General features: G+C 67.0%; 17 protein-coding genes. 10 read left to right on the top strand and 7 right to left on the bottom strand.

The features are described from left to right. Positions 1-75 precede the first annotated feature (75 nt). The 6 genes from OHQ90_RS08345 to OHQ90_RS08320 all read left to right on the top strand — a co-directional run bounded on the left by OHQ90_RS08345 (position 76) and on the right by OHQ90_RS08320 (position 4,279). Complete coding sequence (locus tag OHQ90_RS08345) at positions 76-891, top strand: LmeA family phospholipid-binding protein (RefSeq protein WP_328408820.1); 816 nt, start codon at positions 76-78, stop codon at positions 889-891. Then, positions 888-1,325: a thioredoxin family protein gene (locus tag OHQ90_RS08340; protein WP_328408818.1), complete on the top strand. Its 438-nt coding sequence runs from the start codon at positions 888-890 to the stop codon at positions 1,323-1,325. Before OHQ90_RS08345 ends, OHQ90_RS08340 begins: the two co-directional genes overlap by 4 nt. Before the next feature lie 291 nt (positions 1,326-1,616). Next, positions 1,617-2,114 (top strand): DUF4395 domain-containing protein, encoded by a 498-nt coding sequence (locus tag OHQ90_RS08335; RefSeq protein ID WP_328408816.1) that lies wholly within the window; start codon positions 1,617-1,619, stop codon positions 2,112-2,114. A 31-nt stretch (positions 2,115-2,145) separates the two neighbouring features. Next, positions 2,146-2,979, top strand: a complete 834-nt coding sequence (locus tag OHQ90_RS08330) for a sulfurtransferase (RefSeq protein ID WP_328408814.1) — start codon at positions 2,146-2,148, stop codon at positions 2,977-2,979. Positions 2,980-2,983: 4 nt separating this feature from the next. Next, positions 2,984-3,289, top strand: coding sequence for a DUF1416 domain-containing protein (locus tag OHQ90_RS08325; RefSeq protein WP_014981486.1), 306 nt, complete (start codon positions 2,984-2,986; stop codon positions 3,287-3,289). 285 nt (positions 3,290-3,574) lie between these two features. Further along, the gene (locus tag OHQ90_RS08320; RefSeq protein ID WP_328408811.1) at positions 3,575-4,279 is read left to right on the top strand and encodes an FABP family protein; all 705 of its coding nucleotides are present in this window, start codon (positions 3,575-3,577) and stop codon (positions 4,277-4,279) included. Between the two features lie 173 nt (positions 4,280-4,452). Here OHQ90_RS08320 and OHQ90_RS08315 read toward each other — a convergent pair whose 3' ends face one another. The 6 genes from OHQ90_RS08315 to OHQ90_RS08290 all read right to left on the bottom strand — a co-directional run bounded on the left by OHQ90_RS08315 (position 4,453) and on the right by OHQ90_RS08290 (position 12,952). Further along, complete coding sequence (locus OHQ90_RS08315; RefSeq protein WP_328408808.1) at positions 4,453-4,893, bottom strand: hypothetical protein; 441 nt, start codon at positions 4,891-4,893, stop codon at positions 4,453-4,455. Positions 4,894-5,454: 561 nt separating this feature from the next. Then, positions 5,455-7,353 (bottom strand): thiol reductant ABC exporter subunit CydC, encoded by a 1,899-nt coding sequence (cydC, locus tag OHQ90_RS08310; protein ID WP_328412707.1) that lies wholly within the window; start codon positions 7,351-7,353, stop codon positions 5,455-5,457. A 41-nt stretch (positions 7,354-7,394) separates the two neighbouring features. Beyond that, positions 7,395-9,266 carry an ABC transporter ATP-binding protein/permease gene (locus tag OHQ90_RS08305; RefSeq protein ID WP_328408806.1) on the bottom strand — a complete coding sequence of 624 codons (1,872 nt, stop codon included), beginning with the start codon at positions 9,264-9,266 and terminating at the stop codon, positions 7,395-7,397. A 4-nt stretch (positions 9,267-9,270) separates the two neighbouring features. Next, positions 9,271-10,338, bottom strand: coding sequence for a cytochrome d ubiquinol oxidase subunit II (gene cydB, locus OHQ90_RS08300; protein WP_328408804.1), 1,068 nt, complete (start codon positions 10,336-10,338; stop codon positions 9,271-9,273). A 10-nt stretch (positions 10,339-10,348) separates the two neighbouring features. After that, positions 10,349-11,848 (bottom strand): cytochrome ubiquinol oxidase subunit I, encoded by a 1,500-nt coding sequence (locus tag OHQ90_RS08295; protein WP_328408802.1) that lies wholly within the window; start codon positions 11,846-11,848, stop codon positions 10,349-10,351. A 183-nt stretch (positions 11,849-12,031) separates the two neighbouring features. Continuing rightward, positions 12,032-12,952, bottom strand: coding sequence for an aminodeoxychorismate lyase (locus OHQ90_RS08290; protein WP_328408800.1), 921 nt, complete (start codon positions 12,950-12,952; stop codon positions 12,032-12,034). 185 nt (positions 12,953-13,137) lie between these two features. Between OHQ90_RS08290 and ygfZ the strand changes: the two genes are divergently transcribed. From ygfZ to OHQ90_RS08270, 4 genes are all read left to right on the top strand, one after another. Further along, the gene (ygfZ, locus tag OHQ90_RS08285; protein ID WP_328408798.1) at positions 13,138-14,256 is read left to right on the top strand and encodes a CAF17-like 4Fe-4S cluster assembly/insertion protein YgfZ; all 1,119 of its coding nucleotides are present in this window, start codon (positions 13,138-13,140) and stop codon (positions 14,254-14,256) included. Between the two features lie 73 nt (positions 14,257-14,329). After that, complete coding sequence (locus OHQ90_RS08280) at positions 14,330-15,031, top strand: MOSC domain-containing protein (RefSeq protein WP_328408796.1); 702 nt, start codon at positions 14,330-14,332, stop codon at positions 15,029-15,031. Positions 15,032-15,086: 55 nt separating this feature from the next. Continuing rightward, entirely contained in the window at positions 15,087-16,040 is a 954-nt protein-coding gene (locus OHQ90_RS08275) for an asparaginase (RefSeq protein ID WP_328408794.1), read from the top strand. Positions 16,041-16,214: 174 nt separating this feature from the next. Beyond that, entirely contained in the window at positions 16,215-16,433 is a 219-nt protein-coding gene (locus OHQ90_RS08270; protein WP_328408793.1) for a DUF3073 domain-containing protein, read from the top strand. Positions 16,434-16,612: 179 nt separating this feature from the next. Here OHQ90_RS08270 and purM read toward each other — a convergent pair whose 3' ends face one another. Further along, positions 16,613-17,692, bottom strand: a complete 1,080-nt coding sequence (gene purM / locus OHQ90_RS08265; protein ID WP_328408791.1) for a phosphoribosylformylglycinamidine cyclo-ligase — start codon at positions 17,690-17,692, stop codon at positions 16,613-16,615. Between the last annotated feature and the right edge of the window lie 208 nt (positions 17,693-17,900).

Genomic DNA, 17,900 nt, shown 5'->3' with positions numbered 1-17,900 from the left:
CGGCCGCCTCGCCTTCGAGCTGCTCGGCGCGACTGGCGACGGACTCCGTCCGGCAGTGCTATTAGGGTTGGGTCCATGCGCAAGCTGATTATCGGGCTGCTGGTTCTCGCGGGACTGGTGGTCGTCATCGATTTCGGCGCCGCCGCTTACTCCGAGTATCGCGTATCGCGCGCTCTGCGTGAGGGCGCCGATCTCATCGCCGACCCCCAGGTGACCATCTACGGGTTCCCCTTCTTCGGCCAGGTGCTGGAGAGTCGATTCCAGAATGTCGACATCCGCGCACGTATCGTGCGCCCGGACATCCCCGGCGAAATCTCGGCCGAGGCGACGTTGACCGGAGTGCATCTGCCGCTGGGCGATCTCGTCGACAGCAGCGTGCGCCGAGTCCCGGTGGAACGAGTCGAGGGCAGGATGCGTCTCGAGCCCACCGAGCTGGGCAGGCTGTTCAAAATCCCGGACCTGCAAGTGCATTCGCGACCTGCGGATAAATCCGACGGAACGGGCGGATCGGGCGGATCCGGAATGACGACGGCGGGCGCACTGGTGCTCACCGGCACGCTGCCCGGCACACCGCTCGCCTCGACCGTGCCCGGCGCGCCGCTGGGTGGTGACAAGGTCAGCGTGCAGGCGGATCTGCTGCTCGACGGTGATCAGGTGCGGATCGTCGCGACCGGTTTCTACCGCGGCACCAGCACCGAACTCACCCCCACCGCGGTCGTCCCCGAAGCCGACCGACCGGCGGTGCTGGAGCTTTTCACGCGCACCATCGACACGAAGGAATTGCCCTTCGGTCTGCGGCCGACGAAGGTCTCCGCACAAGGCGGCCAGATCGTTGTCGAAGGCAAAGGGGAGAATGTGACGATCGACCTGGATAGATTGCAGCGGCCATGATCGAAATCACAATATTGGTGGTGATGGTGCTTGCCGCACTGGCGGTCGGCACAGCGCTACGGCGCAGGGACGGGAAATTGCGTGCCGCCGACACGATCACACCGACCGAGGCGGCGCGCACCGAATTGCTCGCCGCCGCCGGAGTGAGCGGTGCGGGGCCCGCAGTGCTGCATTTCTCCGCCGACTGGTGCGGCCCGTGCGTGGCGGTGCGCCGGGTGGTCGCCGGGGTGACCGAAGGTCTGTCGGATGCGCCGAACCCGCCGCTGGACATCGAGGTCGACATCGATGCCGAACCCGCGCTGGCCAAAGAGCTGAATGTGCTCTCATTGCCGACCACCTTCGTCTTCGACCGGGAGGGCAGGGAGCGTTTCCGTATCTCCGGCGTCCCGAAGACTGCCGATCTACACACCGCACTCGAGCCGCTGACGGTGTAAAAACAGGGCCTGAATAGGCTCTATAGCCGATGTGACGAACCCGGGGTCCAATTTCCCCTCGGAACCGGGTAAACTGCCTTTCGTGCAATCCGACCACGAGCTGATGCTCACCCGACGCCGCACAGTTGATCTGTGTCGCCTCGGTGGTTGTTGCTGCCTGTGCCGCTGACCGGTCGGTCCGTTCAGATTTTCTGACGCCGACCTTTGTCCGCCGTGCGAGTGATCTCTTGATCCCCCGGCGAACTGGCAATTTTTCAGCCGTCAGAGTCATTCAGCGCAGGAGTACGCACAATGTCTGCCGAAACCCGTAACACTGCCTCCGGGCAAGCCATTCCCTTCAATTCCGTCGACGTCCGTGGACCGCGCTTCGCCGCGTGGGTCACCACCACCGTCCTCGTCGTCGTGCTGATCGCCGCCACTCTGTCCACCGCGGCCGCCGGCGTGCTCATCGCGATCCAAGCGGTGGTCTTCGCGATCGGCGCCGCCACCGGCCCGCGGCGCAGCCCCTACGGTCGGATCTACGCCGCGCTGGTCGCACCGCGCGTCGGCCCGCCGACCGAAACCGAACCCGTGGCACCGCTGCGGTTCGCCCAATTGCTCGGCCTGGTCTTCAGTGCCGTCAGCCTGCTGGGTTTCCTGGCCGGCTCCACCGTCGTCGGCGCGGTGTTCGCCGGCTTCGCCCTGTTCGCGGCGTTCCTGAACGCGGCGTTCGGAATCTGCCTGGGTTGCCAGATTTATCCACTGGTCGCCCGTTTCCGCCGGACCATCCCCGCCCCGGCTTCGTCCTGACACTGCAAGTCACCACCCCGAAAGGAACAACATGGCCCGCTCCGATGTCCTGGTCTCCGTTGACTGGGCCGAAGAGAACCTCAACGCCCCCGGCGTCGTCTTCGTCGAGGTAGACGAGGACACCTCCGCCTACGACGGCGGCCACATCGAGGGTGCCGTCCGGCTCGATTGGAAGAAAGACCTGCAGGATCAGGTTCGTCGCGACTTCGTGAACCAGGAGCAGTTCTCCGATCTGCTCTCGGCGCGCGGCATCGCGAACGACGACGAGGTTGTGCTCTACGGCGGCAACAACAACTGGTTCGCCGCGTACGCGTACTGGTACTTCAAGCTCTACGGCCACAACAACGTCAAGCTGCTCGACGGTGGCCGCAAGAAGTGGGAGCTCGAAGGCCGTCCGCTCTCGCGCGACGCTGTGAGCCGCCCGGCCACCCAGTACAAGGCTGCCGCGCCCGACCTGACCATCCGTGCCTTCCGTGACGAGGTCATCGCCGCCATCGGCGCCAAGAACCTGGTCGACGTGCGTTCGCCTGACGAGTTCTCCGGCAAGATCCTGGCCCCCGCCCACCTGCCGCAGGAGCAGAGCCAGCGCCCCGGCCACATCCCCAGCGCCATCAACGTGCCGTGGAGCAAGGCCGCGAACGAGGACGGCACCTTCAAGTCCGATGCCGAGCTCACCGAGATCTACCGGGAAGCGGGCCTGGACGGCGAGAAGGACACCATCGCCTACTGCCGCATCGGCGAGCGTTCCTCGCACACCTGGTTCGTGCTGCAGGAGCTGCTCGGCCACCAGAATGTCAAGAACTACGACGGGAGCTGGACCGAATACGGCTCCCTCGTCGGTGCACCTATCGAGTTGGGAGCCTGATCACATGTGCGCAGCACCTACCCAGGGTCAGGCCATTCCGGCCGGAGTCGATGTGGAGAAGGAAACGGTCATCACCGGCCGTGTCCTGAGCACCGACGGCCAGCCCGTCGGCGGCGCGTTCGTGCGCTTGCTCGACGGCAACGGTGATTTCACCGCCGAGGTCGTCGCCTCGGGCACCGGTGACTTCCGGTTCTTCGCCGCTCCCGGCGCATGGACCGTGCGGGCACTCTCCTCGGCCGGCAACGGCTCTGCGGAGATCCGCCCCGACGGCGCGGGCATCCACCCGGTCGACGTCGCCGTCGCGAAGTAATAGCTGAGGTCCCATCAGCGACCGTAAGTCGTCGACGGCCCCGGCGTTTCCCAGATTCCATCGGGAAGCTCCGGGGCCGTTGTGCTGGGCGGCGAGCAAGTCGTTAGACTCCAAACGTGGTCCTCTTCTTCGAGATTCTGCTGGTGGCCGTGGCCGTGCTTATCGGCTGGTTCGGCCTGTACGTTTTCTACCGGCTGTTCACCGAGTCATGAGCGAGCGCAGCGAGCGAATCGTGTATCAGCGCGCTTCGCGCATGCCTGAGTCGAGCGCCAGCGAGACACAGGCATGAGCGAGCTCGCGAGCGAAGGTTCCGATCCGGCCGAGCGAGCGAGTGAACACATGAACGGCGCCGCTCCGGCCGAGCCGTCTCGCCGCAGCGGCGATCAAGCCGTGGCCGATGCGGTCGAACGCGCGAGAGCAACCGGTGCGCGCAACATTCCGGTCCTCCCGGATCTGCCATTGCCGGAAGACACCGCGAACCTGCGACTCGGCCCGGATCTGAGCTCCTCGATGCTTGCGCTGCTGCCGATGGTCGGTGTGTGGCGCGGTGAAGGCGAGGGCAACTCCCCTGAGCGCGGCGACTACCGCTTCGGCCAGCAGATCATCGTCTCCCATGACGGCGGCGACTACCTGGCCTGGGACTCACGCTCCTGGTTCATCGAGTCCGACGGTTCCTACGGCGGCCCAGACCTGCGTGAGAGCGGCTTCTGGCGCGTTGGCATCGACGGTGATGACGAGGTCATCGAACTGCTGCTCACCCACAGCACCGGCATCGTCGAACTCTTCTACGGCACCGCGCTGACCCAGTCCTCCTGGGAACTGGCCACCGACGTCGTGATCCGCAGCCAATCCGGCATCGTCGTCGGCGGCGCCAAGCGGTTGTACGGCATCGTCGAGGGTGGCGACCTGGCCTACGTCGAGGAACGCGTCGTCGCCGATGGCCCCCTCGAACCCCGCCTCTCCGCCCGGCTCCAGCGGTACATCGGATAGTCGACGACCACACAGCACGCCACGCCCCGCACCTCGAATCACCATGAGGGCGGGGCGATCTGCTGCCTGGGGCAGGTACCTGGTGAACCACCGCACGACACCGGCCCTGTGGTCATCGCACGTGCGTCGTCACTGGAGCAGGAGTCTCATCAGGGTCGGTGTGCAGATACCGATCACCGGCGAGGATCACAGGTCACCAGAAGTTCGTCGGCGACCGTTTCCACCGCCAAGGTGAAACCGCTCACCTCCAGAACCGCGCCGCGCAGTCGTTCGTCGTGCAGGCGCGACTCGGAGACCGCGGCGACCCGGCTTCCGACCAGCTGCGAGTACGGATATTCCGAACCGACATCGAAAGCCGTGTACTTCCCGGACTCCGCCACGTACTCGATGTACTCGGGCTCGGACACACCGGCGAACGGGTCGTGCCACGCCGCCGGAACAACACGCAGCTCCTCACCATCACTGCCGGCATCGAAGAGCAGCACGGTGCCTTCGTCGAACGTCAACTCGATCGGCCCCTCCGAACGGTCGACATCCTCACCGTGCACATAGAACACGCGCCTGACCGCCGTGATGCGCCGACCGATCGCCGCAGCAAGACTCTCCGATGCCAACCCGGATACCCCTTCATAGAACCGACCGATGAACTGTATCGTTCCAGCCGTCCGTCGCGAGGAGCCTGCCCGTGTCGCGGCCGCGACCCGTCCTGCGCCCGAATCTGATCCGCCATCGAGGGACAGCGGTCATGGCTGCCACCCCAGCTTCAGCACCTACGGCTGATTCTCAACCGCGGCGGTCGATTTCGGCCTGGTCGATGTCGATGGGAAAGCCGTAGCCGTTGGTAGCCGGATCGAGTTCTCAGGCATCGACGACAGCATCCGCATCTCGACACTCGATCCGCCAGTAATCCGCCAGCGGGCCGATCTTCGGCATAAAGGGAACGGCCCCCGAGCCTTTCCTTGTGGATGCAACTCACACAAGGCCCGGTCGGACTGGACCGGGAGCTCGGGGGCCGGGTGACTGCGTTGGATTCGCTAGCGCTCGCGCGGGAATCCTGTAGCGGTGGCGCTAGCGCGCAGCCACCTCACGTGTCCTGGAAAAATACATTTCTCGAACCACCTCCTTCCTTGTGTAAGGACGAATTTAGCGAGGTGTCCGCGAGTCGGCAACGGAATTTATCGGTGGGCGGAAACCGCGGGTTCCGATGCCGAGAATATGGCGCTGACCTGGCCTGATGCGGAGACCCGCACGATCGCGTCGGCGCGGTGGTCCGGCGGGAGTTGATGTGTGACGACGACCACAATTCGATCGGGTTCGATCAGGCCGCTGTCGGCATCGAGCAGATCGCGCAACAGTTGGGCGCCCGCTTCGGCTTCCAGGTGTTCGGTCGGCTCGTCGAGCAACAGGACTCGAGCAGGCGCGATCAGGGCGCGAGCGAGCAGGATGCGCCGGCGTTGGCCACCGGAGACGGCGGCGGCGCCGCCGACCAGATCGGTGTGCAGGCCGTCATGGAGGGCGTCCAGCCAGTCGCCGAGACCGACCGCGCGCAAGGCCTGTTCGGCGTCGGCCTCGGTGACGTCGCCACGCGCGACGCGCAGGTTCTCCAGGACCGAGGTGCCGAACAGGTGGGCGTCTTCGGCGAAGAAGGTGACACCGGGGTGCGGGGTATCGAAGAGCCCGGCCCAGAACATGAGCAGCGTCGTCTTGCCCGCACCACTCGGGCCGACAACGGCGATCCTGCGTCCGGCGGGGCGGTCGGGCATGTTGTCCAGCAACAGGTCCGGGGATGATCCGTGCCGTTTTCGGTCCGAGCCACCCGGGCCGGCGGGTCGGCCGTCCACCAAAAATTCTCGCGAAGAGCTGCGCCGCCCTCGGTCCTCGTCGCTCGTGTCAGCGGTGCGTCCCGCCGGCCAACGCGCTGGGAGCTCTTGGGTAGCAGGGTTCCCGCCCTCGGCCGGCAAGAGCCGGTGCAGAGCGCCACGAGCGGTGGTCAGCGCCTGCGCGGCGGCGGGCAGCGTGCCCACCGCCTCGAAGGCCGAGAGTGGCAGCAGCACAAGGATGGTGAGTGCCATCGGCGTCATCGCACCGGAACCGCCGCCGTTCGGCCCGTAGATCGCGATTCCGACCAGCAGCGCGCCGAGCGCGCTCGCGCCGATCGAGAGCGGTGTCGCTGCGGCGGCCCACGCGCTGCGTGACGCCGCCGAATCCTCCGCTGCCACTGCACGCTGCCCCGCACTGTTCGCGGCCGCCAGCGCCGCAGCCAGACGGCCGGCAACGCGCAGCTCGGCCGCGTGGTCCAGCACGGTGACCGCCTGCGCGGTGAACTCGGCGCGATCGGCCCGCACGGCCGTCTCTGCTTCGTGTGCGGCCAATGCCGACAACACAGGCGCGACGATCCCCGAAACGGCCAGCGCCGCAGCCAGAATCACGGCCGCTGCCACCGAAATAGTCGCCAGCAGCCCGATCGCGGCTGCCGACACGAGGATCGCCACCACGATCGGCACGAAGACGCGCACGACCACCGCGCCCAGATCGTCGATATCGCCACCGATTCGAACCAGGAGATCCCCGCGACGCAACTGCGCGGCGCCGCTGGAACCCGACGCGGCCACGGCAGCGCCGCGCCCCGACCCACCGAACCTTCCCACCGCCGCAGCCCCACGCCCGAGATCGGTGTCGGGCTGACCAACAGCGCCCCCGGACTCTCCGGAAACCGCGCAATCTGGACCGGCCTCCTCGGGCAGGGCCCGTCGCATCCAGACGTCGGAGCGGGCCAGCGCCCGGTAGACGGTCGACCGCGCCGTGGTCATCGCGCGCAACGCGACATCATGTGTAGCAAGACGTTCCAGGTACCGGCAGAGCCCACGCGAAATTCCCAGCGCCCGCACCGAGACCACCGCAACGCTCAGATCGAGCACCGGCGGCATCTCCCAGGCCCGCGCGATCAACCACGCCGCCAACGCCGCCAACCCGAGTCCACTGCCCAACGCCGCAGTGCCCCACCCGATCGCCACCGCGATCCGCCAGGGCGACAACGCGAGCAACCGCCACATCCGCCGCATATCGCCGACCATGCCCGCTACCACCTTCCCGCCCACTACCTCCGTGGTTGTGCTCATCGCGGCACCACCGTGCGGGGGTCGCGTGCTTCGGCGCGGACCCGGATGATGTGGTCGGCGGCGGCAAGGACGGTGGGGCGGTGGCCGATGACGATGACGGTGGCTCCGGCACGGGCGCGTTGTTTCAGGGCTGCCAGCACGGCGGCCTCGCTGTCGGGGTCGAGGTGGGCGGTCGGTTCGTCGAGGAGCAGTATCGGACGGTCGGCGGCGAGGACTCTGGTGAGGGCCAAGCGTTGGCGTTGCCCCAGGGAGAGCCCGACACCGCCGGCGCCGACGACCGTCTCCCAGCCGCGCGGCAGGCCGGCGAGAACTGCGTCGAATCCGGTTGCCAGGCAGGCGGCTTCGAGCTCGTCGACGACTCGCGCTGCGCCCTGTGCCGACTTGTCCGGCACGTGGGCGCCGAGCAGTTCGAGATTTTCGCGCAGGGTTCCCGGCACCAGGACAGGGCGCTGCGGCAACCAGGCCACCCGACCCCACCAGGCGTCCGCATCGAGGTCGCGGACGTCGGTTCCGTCTACCGTCACCGATCCCCGATCCGGCGTGATGAGCCCCAGGATCGCCTGCAGGGTGGTGGATTTCCCGCTCCCATTGGGACCGGCCAGCACGGTGACCGCATCGGGGCGTAGCACCGCCGAAAGGCCGGCCGGTGCGAAACCGTCCCTGGCGCGGACCGCGAGATCACGCACCGCGATGACGCCACCGAAGGCCGCACCCGCCCCGTGGGACGAGCGACGGTGATCGACCCCGTCGGACGCGCCGACCGGACCGGCGGCTGCTGAACCGGGCATCCCCGGCTCAGCAGCCGTCGATTCCGGCTCCAGAACGGCAAAAGCCTTGTCGGCAGCCGCCATTCCGTCCTGGGCGGCGTGGAAACGCTCGCCGACCATCCGCAGCGGCAAGTAGACCTCGGGGGCCAGGATCAGCGCCACCAATCCGGCATACAGGCTCATCTCGCCGTACACGAGCCGCAGGCCGATGGAGACCGCGATCAGCGCGACGCTCAAAGTCGCGAGCAGCTCCAGCACCATCGACGACAAAAACGCGATTCGCAGTGCGCGCATGGTGCGCTGCCGCAACGCATCTCCGAGCTCGCGCACCCGATGTTCCATCGAGCCGGCCCGCTGGACCCGATTGCTCGCGCCGAGACCCGCATCCTGGTCGGGTCGCACTCGCGTCCGACCCGAAGTGGTGCTGGATTCGACCGCACCGCCCTCCCGACCGAGCGCCCGCAACGTCGGCATACCGGCGAACAAGTCCAACAGCTGATCCGAGAGGCGGGTTGTCGCGGCGAGGGTGGCTTCGGCACGGCCCTGGGTGAGCAGGCCGATGAGGATCATGAAGACCGGGATCAGCGGGAGCGTCACCAGGGCGATACCGCCGGAGATCGGGTCGTGCACGGCGATGACCACCAGCACGATCGGTGGCACCAGGCAGGCGAGCAGCAGGGCGGGCAGGTAGCCGGTGAGGTAGGCGCGCAGGCCGGCGAGGCCGGTGCCGACGACGACCGCGAGTTCGGTTCGGCGGGTTTCGAGTTCGCGTGGCGCCATGCGGGCGCCTGCGGCCAGGACGGCGGTCTCCAGCTCGGTCACCACCGCGGCGCCGGCTCGGTGCGCCAGACGTGATTGCACCCAGGTGGCCACAACCCGAACGGTGATGGCGCAGGCCAGGACAACAAGTTCGGTCATCCACCTGCCGAGGGTGCGCTGCCCGGGGTCGGTGATGACCCCGGCCAGCACACGAGCCAACGCGACCGCGGTGATCACGATGGCGATCGTGATCACCAGCGACAGCACCACGCTCAGCGCCAAATAGCGGCGGGCCGAACGGGCGTGCCGCCACAGGCGCGGATCGACGGGCGGGCGGGCCATGGAATCAGTCCTTGCTCGAATCCTGGGGGACGGCCGTTTCCACCGGCAGCGCCGATTGCACCGGCAGCCCGATGGGCGGTGGGATCTGTTCGACGGTGATGCGCTTGCGGAACACCCAGTACGTCCAGCCCTGGTAGGCCAGCACAACCGGAGTGACGATCACCGCGGCCCAGCTCATCACCTTCAGTGTGTACGGCGTGGACGACGCGTTGTCGATGGTGAGGTCGAACAGGTCGCTGATGGTGGAGGGCAACACATTCGGGTACAGCGACCCGAACAACAGCACGGTCGCGGCGGCGACGGTGAGCGTGGTGCCGGTGAAACCCCAACCGTCCCGATGGGCGAACGAAGCCGCGCCGGCGATCAGGAGCCCGATCACCGCGAGCACCAACGGAATCCAGGTCCAGCCGGTGCCGTAGGCGAGCTGGGTCCACACGCCGAAGGCACCGACGACGACAGCCGTCGGCACCAGCAGCAGCCGCACCGTCCGCACCGCGTCGTCGCGCACTTCGCCGCCGGTCTTCAACACCAGGAAGACCGCACCGTGCAGCGCGAACAGCAGCCCGGTCGCGAGCCCACCGAGCAGTGCGTACGGTCCGAGCAGCTCCCACACCGAGCCGGTGATCTGCTTCTTCTCGTTCAGCGGTACTCCGCGCACCACATTGGCGAACACCCAGCCCCAGGCCAAAGCCGGTATCCAGGAGCCGATTCCGATGCCGATGTCGCAGCGGGCCCGCCACTTCGGGTCGTCGATCTTGCTCCGGTATTCGATGGCGCAGATCCGCAGGATCAGCGCGACGAGCACCAGCAGCAGCGCGATGTAGAAGCCGGAGAACAGACTCGCGTACCACTCGGGGAAGGCCGCGAACATCGCGCCGCCCGCCGTCAGCAACCAGACCTCGTTGCCGTCCCACACCGGGCCGATGGTGTTGAGCACCACGCGCCTGCGCGCATCGCTGCCCTTGCCGAGGATGGGCATCAGCATGCCGACCCCGAAGTCGAAGCCCTCCAGCACGAAGTAGCCGGTGAACAGGACGCCGATCAGAATGAACCAGAACTCTTGCAAACTCATCGTCGGCTCCTCAGTAAGCGAAGGAAAGCTGTTCGACGGCAGGCTCTGCGGCGCGATGGCGGCCGACAGGACCATCCGTATCGTCCGGTCCGCCGCCGGGCGGGCCGACGGTCGGCTGCTCGGGTCCGGCGATCACATAGCGGCGCATGAGGTAGAACCACACCACCGCGAGCGCACCGTAGAGCAGCGTGAAGACCACCAGCGAGGTGATCACCGTGCCTGCGACATGGTCGGAGACGCCCTGCTGCACCATCAGCCGCAGCTGTGGATCGCCGGTCGGGTTCGGCGCGACAACCCAGGGCTGGCGGCCCATTTCGGTGAACACCCAGCCCGCGGCGTTGGCCAGGAACGGCGTCGGGATAGCGAGCAGGCACAGCCACGAGTACCAGCGCTGATCCGCGACGCGACCGCGGCGGGTCAGCCACATGCCGACCAGCCAGAGCCCGATCGCACCGGCGGACAGGCCGATCATGGCGCGGAAGGACCAGTAGGTCACGAACAGGTTGGGCCGGTAGTCGCCGGGCCCGAACTTCTCGTTGTACGCCTTTTGCAGGTCGACGACGCCGTCCAGGGTGACGTCTTCGAACTTGCCCTCGGCCAGGTACGGCAGCACATAGGGCACGTCGAGCACGTGCGTGACGCTGTCGCAGTTGTTGTGCGTGCCGACCGTGAGGATCGAGAAGTCCGGATCGGTTGCGGTGTGGCACAACGACTCCGCCGACGCCATTTTCATCGGCTGCTGTTCGAACATCAGCTTGCCCTGGATGTCACCGGTGAAGAAGATCGCGATGCCGGACACCACGATCACCCACATGCCCGCACGCCCCGCCGAACGCCACATGCCCCGCGCCTCGGCGACTTTCGTCTCGTCGCCGCTGCGCGCATTCCGAACCATCCACCAGCCGGCGATGCCTGCGACGAAGGTGCCAGCGGTGAGGAAGGCGCCCGCGACGACGTGTGGGAAGGCCGCGAGGGTTGTGTTGTTGGTCAGCACCTCCCAGATGCTGGTGAGCTCGGCGCGGCCGCGTTCGGCGTTGTACCTCGCGCCGACCGGGTGCTGCATGAACGAGTTGGCCGCGACGATGAAGTACGCGGAGGCATTCACACCGATGGCGACCAGCCAGATGGTGGCCAGGTGCAGCTTTTTGGGCAGCCGGGTCCAGCCGAAAATCCACAGGCCGAGAAATGTCGACTCCAGGAAGAACGCGACAAGCGCCTCCAGCGCCAGCGGGGCACCGAACACATCGCCGACGAAGCGGGAGTACTCGCTCCAGTTCATGCCGAACTGGAATTCCTGCACGATGCCGGTGGCGACGCCCAGCGCGAAGTTGATCAGGAACAGCTTCCCGAAGAACTTCGTCAGCCGGTACCAGTGCTCCTTGCCGGTTACCACCCATGCGGTCTGCATACCCGCGACGAGCGGGGCGAGGCCGATCGTCAACGGGACGAAAATGAAGTGATAAACGGTCGTGATGCCGAACTGCCAGCGCGAGATGTCCAAGACGCTCATTCGACCTCCAGCCGATCTACGACATGTCGTAGTAAAGGCTACGCTGGAGGCTTGCCCGATCAAGAAGACTTAACGCGCGACACACCGTGCTGTCGGGCTCAGGACGGCCATTTCCCGAGCTCGCCAACAACTCCTACATGTCGTCGTAGGACGAAGATCACGGGAAAGGACGTCCCGCGGCGCTCACCAATCCCCGATCGCACCGGCCCTGCCGACGCCTCGATCGACCAGCTCGACGATCTCCCCGGCATTGTCCGGCGCCATCATGCGCAGACCGTCCAACGAGTTGACCCGCGCGGCCAGCGTGATGCTCGACAGCATCCAGATGCTGTCGCAGGTGAGCAGATCGGCGGTGAACAGCGACTTGTATTCACATTTCCAGCCCGCCTTCTCCGCCTCGGCGAACAGCGCCCGCTGGGTGACGCCGGGCAGGATGCCGTTCTTGGCAGGCGGAGTGATCAGCTGCTTGTCGCGGGCGATCACCACGGTCGAACGCGGACCCTCCAGCACCCGGTTCTCGGTGCTCGTGAAGATCACGTCGTCGGAGCCCATCCGGTGTGCGAACCGCAGCGCCGCCATGTTGGAGGCGTACGACAGCGTCTTCGCGCCGAGCAGCTGCCACGGCGCGGCCTGCGCCAGATCCACCGAAATACCGCGTGACAGCGTCACCACCGACACACCATCGGTCCTGGCCTGCTGCACCCGCTCCGGCACCGGGAGCACCAGCACATAGCAAGTCGGCACCGGCACCGCGGCGGCGAGATCACCGGAGGTGACCGAGGACTTGGCGCCGGAAAGTTCGGTATCGCGACCCCGCGTGAACACCAGCCGCATCAGGCCCTCGCGTTCGGTGCCCCATTCCTTCGCCGCCTGCTCGACCGCCTCGCGCCACCGCCCCAATTCGGGCTCCGGCAAGTCCAGCGCCTGCGCCGAACGACGCAGTCTGCCTAGATGAAACTCGATCGCGCAAGGATTGCCGGCCCGCACCAGCACCGTCTCGAAAACACCGTCACCACGAAGCACGCCGATATCGTCGGCAAATAACAACGGCGCGTCCGGATCCCGGACCGCGCCATCGAGTGTTACCAGAACTCGATCTACCATGCGAGGAAGCGTAGGCCCTGTTCGCCGGCCGCGCCTACGTCACGGCAAATGTTTCGCGGCCATTCCGATTGGTATCGGACCGAGCGCGACTTGTGCGGCGAAGTTTCCTGTGCCGCTCCCCGATCGGACACCCGCCGGTAGCCCGACTACGGCATGACGCTCGGCACCCGCCTAGAGTGGTTGGCGTGTCCGTGGTCGTTGTACCGAGCCCCATCCTTGTTGTCCCGGGCGCCGTCGCGGGAGCACCCGGTTCGCCGGATGCCGCCGTCGCATGGCACTACGGTGATCCCCTCGGGGAGCAACGCGCAGCCGTGGAACGGGTGGCGATCGTCGATCGGTCGCACCGATTCGTGCTGAGCATCACCGGCGCCGAACGGCTGACCTGGCTGCACACCATCAGCAGCCAGCACATCGCGAACCTGGGCGACCGGAAGTCGGCGGAGAATCTGGATCTCGATCTCAACGGCCGAGTGCTGCACCACTTCGTGCTCACCGATCTGGACGGCACGCTGTGGATCGACACCGAGGCCGACCGCGGAACCGCGCTCCTCGATTTCCTGAAGAAGATGGTCTTCTGGGCCGACGCCAAGCCGGAAGAGGCCGCCGACTACGCAGTGCTGAGCCTGCTCGGTCCGCAGGCCGGCCGACTGACCGAGGCGCTCGGCCTGACCGAGCCGCTGCCCGACACTTACGATGCGGTGCCGCTGCCCGGCGGCGGCTTCCTGCGCCGGATGCCGTGGCCGACCGGCGATTCCTTCGATCTGGTGATTCCGCGTGCGCAGCTCGACGATCTGTGGACCCGATTGAGCACCGCGGGCGCTGAACCCGCCGGCATGTGGACCTTCGAGGCGCTGCGTGTTGCGGCACTGCGCCCGCGCGTCGGGCTGGACACCGATGAGCGGACCATCCCGCACGAGGCGCACTGGATCGGCGGGATCGACGAGCACGGCGCGGTCCACCTGAACAAGGGCTGCTACCGCGGTCAGGAAACCGTCGCCCGAGTGCACAACCTCGGCAAACCGCCGCGCCATCTGGTGCTGCTGCACCTCGACGGCTCCGCCGACGACCGTCCTGCCGTCGGCGACGACGTCACCGCGGGCGGTCGCGCGGTCGGCCGCATCGGCACCATCATCGACCACTACGAACTCGGCCCGATCGCTCTTGCCCTGATCAAGCGCACCATCCCCGCCGATACCGCACTGACGGCCGGACCGTGTGCCGCCGCGATCGATCCGGATTCGGTGCCCGCCGATGACGCACCCCAAGCGGGCAGACTCGCGGTCGACCGGCTACGCGGGCGCTGAGCTGGTTCGGCTGTGGTGGCGAAAGGTCCATGCGCCGCGGGCGTGACACACAAAACACAGAGGGGTAGGCCCGATGCAACCCGATGACTCTGCCCGCGTGCTCGCGGTCTGTGTCGTGCATGCCGAACTCGAGGTGCCGGGCCGGGTCGGCAAGACCGCGATCGACAAGCGGCCCCAGCCCGGTCGGTTGACGGTGCGGTCGCTCGGCCTCGACGGCGATCACGTATGCGACATCAAGAATCACGGCGGTACCCATCAGGCCGTCTACGCATATGCCCAGGCCGACGCCGAACGCTGGGCCGCGGAGCTCGGCCGCGACCTGCCGGCAGGCTGGTTCGGTGAGAACCTGCGGATCTCCGGACTCGCGGTCAGCGACGCGGTGATCGGTGCCCGCTGGTCGATCGGCGACACACTGCTCGAGGTGAGCGCACCGCGCGTGCCATGCGCCACCTTCCAGCACTGGAGCAACGAGGCACAGTGGGTCCGGCGCTTCACCCTGCAGAGCGATACCGGCGCCTACCTGCGGGTACTGTCCGAGGGCAGCATCGGCGCCTGCGACGAAGTGCGGGTGGTGCACGTCCCCGAGCACGGCGTGACCGTCCGTGATCTGTTCACCGGCAAAGACATGGACCGGCTCGCGATGCTGCTCGAGGCCGAACCGTCGATCTCCGACGACGTGCGAATGCAGATCGAGCGACACGCACGCCGCCATGCGAACGAACAACTCGCCCGACAACAGCGCGCCGACGAACTCGCGACGGGAGCCCAACTGTGATCGAGCGCAGTGAAACCGAGGACACCACGCAACCGATCTTCGGCGAGGTGCTGTCATGAGCGTCGAGCTGGTCGAAGTCGTCCGTTCCGGTTTCCGCGAATGCGTGCATCGCGGCTCGGCGGTCATCGTCGGCTCCGACGGTGAGCCGACCCTCGCGCTCGGCGAGGTGCACCTGCCGATCTTCCCGCGCTCGACCAACAAACCGATGCAGGCGATCACGCTGCTGCGCAACGGCTTCGAACCGCTCGACGACGCGGAGCTGGCCATCGCGACGGCCTCGCATTACGGCGAGCCCGATCATGTCGCGCTGGTGCGCAGGCTGCTCGACCGGTTCGGGTTCGACGAGAAGGCTCTCGCTTGCCCGCCCGACCTGCCGTCGGGCGAGCAAGCGCGGGCCGCGGCGCTCGCCGGATCCGTCGAGCCGAGCCCCGTTTTCATGAACTGCTCCGGCAAGCACGCGGCGATGCTCGCCACCTGCGCCGTCAACGGCTGGCCGACCACGGGCTACCTCGACGAGGCGCACCCGCTGCAGCAGTCGGTGATCGCCACCATCACCGACCTCACCGGGGAACCGGAGACCGATCTCGGTATCGATGGCTGTGGGCTGCCCATCATTCCGGTCTCGTTGGTCAACCTCGCGCGCGCCTTCGCGACCATGGCGACGGCCGATCCCGAGGCGCCGGAACGGCGCGTCGCCGACGCGATTCGCGCCCATCCGCGAGTGATTTCCGGCACGAACGCACCCGATTTATTGATTATGCAGGCGACCCCCGGCCTGGTCTGCAAGATCGGCGCCGACGGGGTGCATGCCGGTGCGCTACCGGACGGAACGGCCTTCGCGTACAAGATCGATGACGGCCACGATCGGGCTCGCATCCCCCTGACGCTGGCCATTCTGCACCGAATGGGCGTCGAGTGGACCGACGCGCATGCCGAGCTCGCGGCGCCCGCGGTGCTCGGCGGCGGCGCTCGGGTCGGCGTCATCCGCGCCATCCCCGGGGTGGTGTAAGCCCGAGCGTTGAGGGCGACAACGGGGCAAACGGCACCACTCGACGAGTTCTTCACCCACTCATGGAAGCGAGACTGCCTGACACACGCTAAAGTGTCTGTCAGGAAGATATCAATTCGAACGGGGCCGCCAAACCACCCCAGGCCGCCCCGCAGTGACGCGAGGGGGTCAGCCATGGGCCGTGGCCGGGCTAAGGCAAAGCAGACCAAGGTCGCACGCGAGCTGAAGTACAGCTCTCCGTCGACCGACTTCACGAGCCTTCAGCGCGAGTTGGCGGGTAGCAGTGCTCCCCACACCGCGCAGCGCAGTGATGTGATCTCCGACGAGCACGATGTCGACGAATCGCGGTCCCGCTGGGACAGCGACGATAACTACGACGACTGGCGCCGCTGACACACGTCTACGTATGAGGGGGAGGCCAGGGCCTCCCCCGCTTTCATGCGTCGATTGACCCTGTGTTGACGGACGCGAACATCTAGGCCTGCAACACAATCACCTGCATACGACAACAGAGTCCCGCATCATCCGATGTGGGACTCTGTTGTGCGTTCGATGGTGTCCGACCGCGGCGGTCAGAACCTCGGGTGCTCACCGACCAGGACCGCGCGCAACGCGTCCGCATCCTTGGCCTTCTTCACGGTGCCGAGGGTCCAGCATTCGATGTGCCGCGCGGTCAGCACCGCAAGCGCCCGGTCGACATCCTCCGGCGCAACGACGGCAACCATGCCGACGCCCATGTTGAAGGTCTTCTCCATCTCGACCCGCTCGACCCGCCCACGCTGGGCGATCATCTTGAAGACCGGCGCAGGATTCCAGGTGCCGCGATCGAGCTCGGCGACCAGACCCGCGGGCAGCACCCGGCCCAGATTGGCGGCCAGACCGCCACCGGTGACGTGCGCGAAGGTGCGCACATCGGTTTCGGCGATGAGCGCCAGGCAGTCCTTGGCGTAGATCCTGGTCGGCTCGAGCAGCTCCTCGCCCAGCGTGCGACCGAACTCCTCGACGTGCCCGGTCAGCGACATCCTGCTGATGTCGAGCAGCACCTTGCGGGCCAGGCTGTAACCGTTGGAGTGCAGGCCCGACGCGCCCATCGCGATCACCACGTCGCCGGGACGCACTCGGTCCGGGCCGAGCACCGCATCGGCCTCGACCACGCCGACACCGGTAGCCGACAGGTCATAATCGTCGGGATCCATCAGGCCGGGGTGCTCGGCGGTCTCGCCGCCGAGCAACGCGCAGCCTGCCTGCACGCAGCCCTCGGCGATGCCGGAGACCAGTTCGGCGACCCGCTCCGGCACCACCTTGCCGACGGCGATGTAGTCCTGCAGGAACAGCGGCTCGGCGCCGCACACCACCAGATCGTCGACGACCATGGCAACCAGGTCGAGCCCGACGGTGTCGTGCTTGTCCATGGCCTGCGCGACAGCGATCTTGGTACCGACGCCGTCGGTCGAGGCGGCGAGCAGTGGCTCGCGGTAGCCACCCTTCAGTGCGAACAGTCCGGCGAATCCGCCGAGGCCACCCTGGACTTCGGGACGGCTGGCCTTCTTCGCCAATGGTCCGAACAACTCGACGGCGCGGTCACCGGCCTCGATGTCCACGCCCGCTGCGGCGTAGGAGGCACCGGCGCCACTAGGTGTCTGTTCAGTCATTTTCGGGGAAAGCTCCAAACCGAATCGGCGGATAGATGCCTGATCACGCTACCGGAGCCAGATAACGAGCACACAGCGCTCCCCCGCCTCTCCGCGACTTTCGCCGGTGGTAACTGCCACGACAGTTTCCGCGCGGACCGGCGGTCACGTGGCGAGTCGAGTTCTGGATGTACCCGGTGAGTTACCCATGCGCGAGCGAAATCGGTTG

The organism is Nocardia sp. NBC_00403 (genome assembly GCF_036046055.1).
In the GTDB taxonomy this organism is placed as follows: domain Bacteria; phylum Actinomycetota; class Actinomycetes; order Mycobacteriales; family Mycobacteriaceae; genus Nocardia.
The sequence above is the reverse complement of the archived record's forward strand: the minus strand, read 5'-3'. Positions and strand labels throughout refer to the sequence as shown.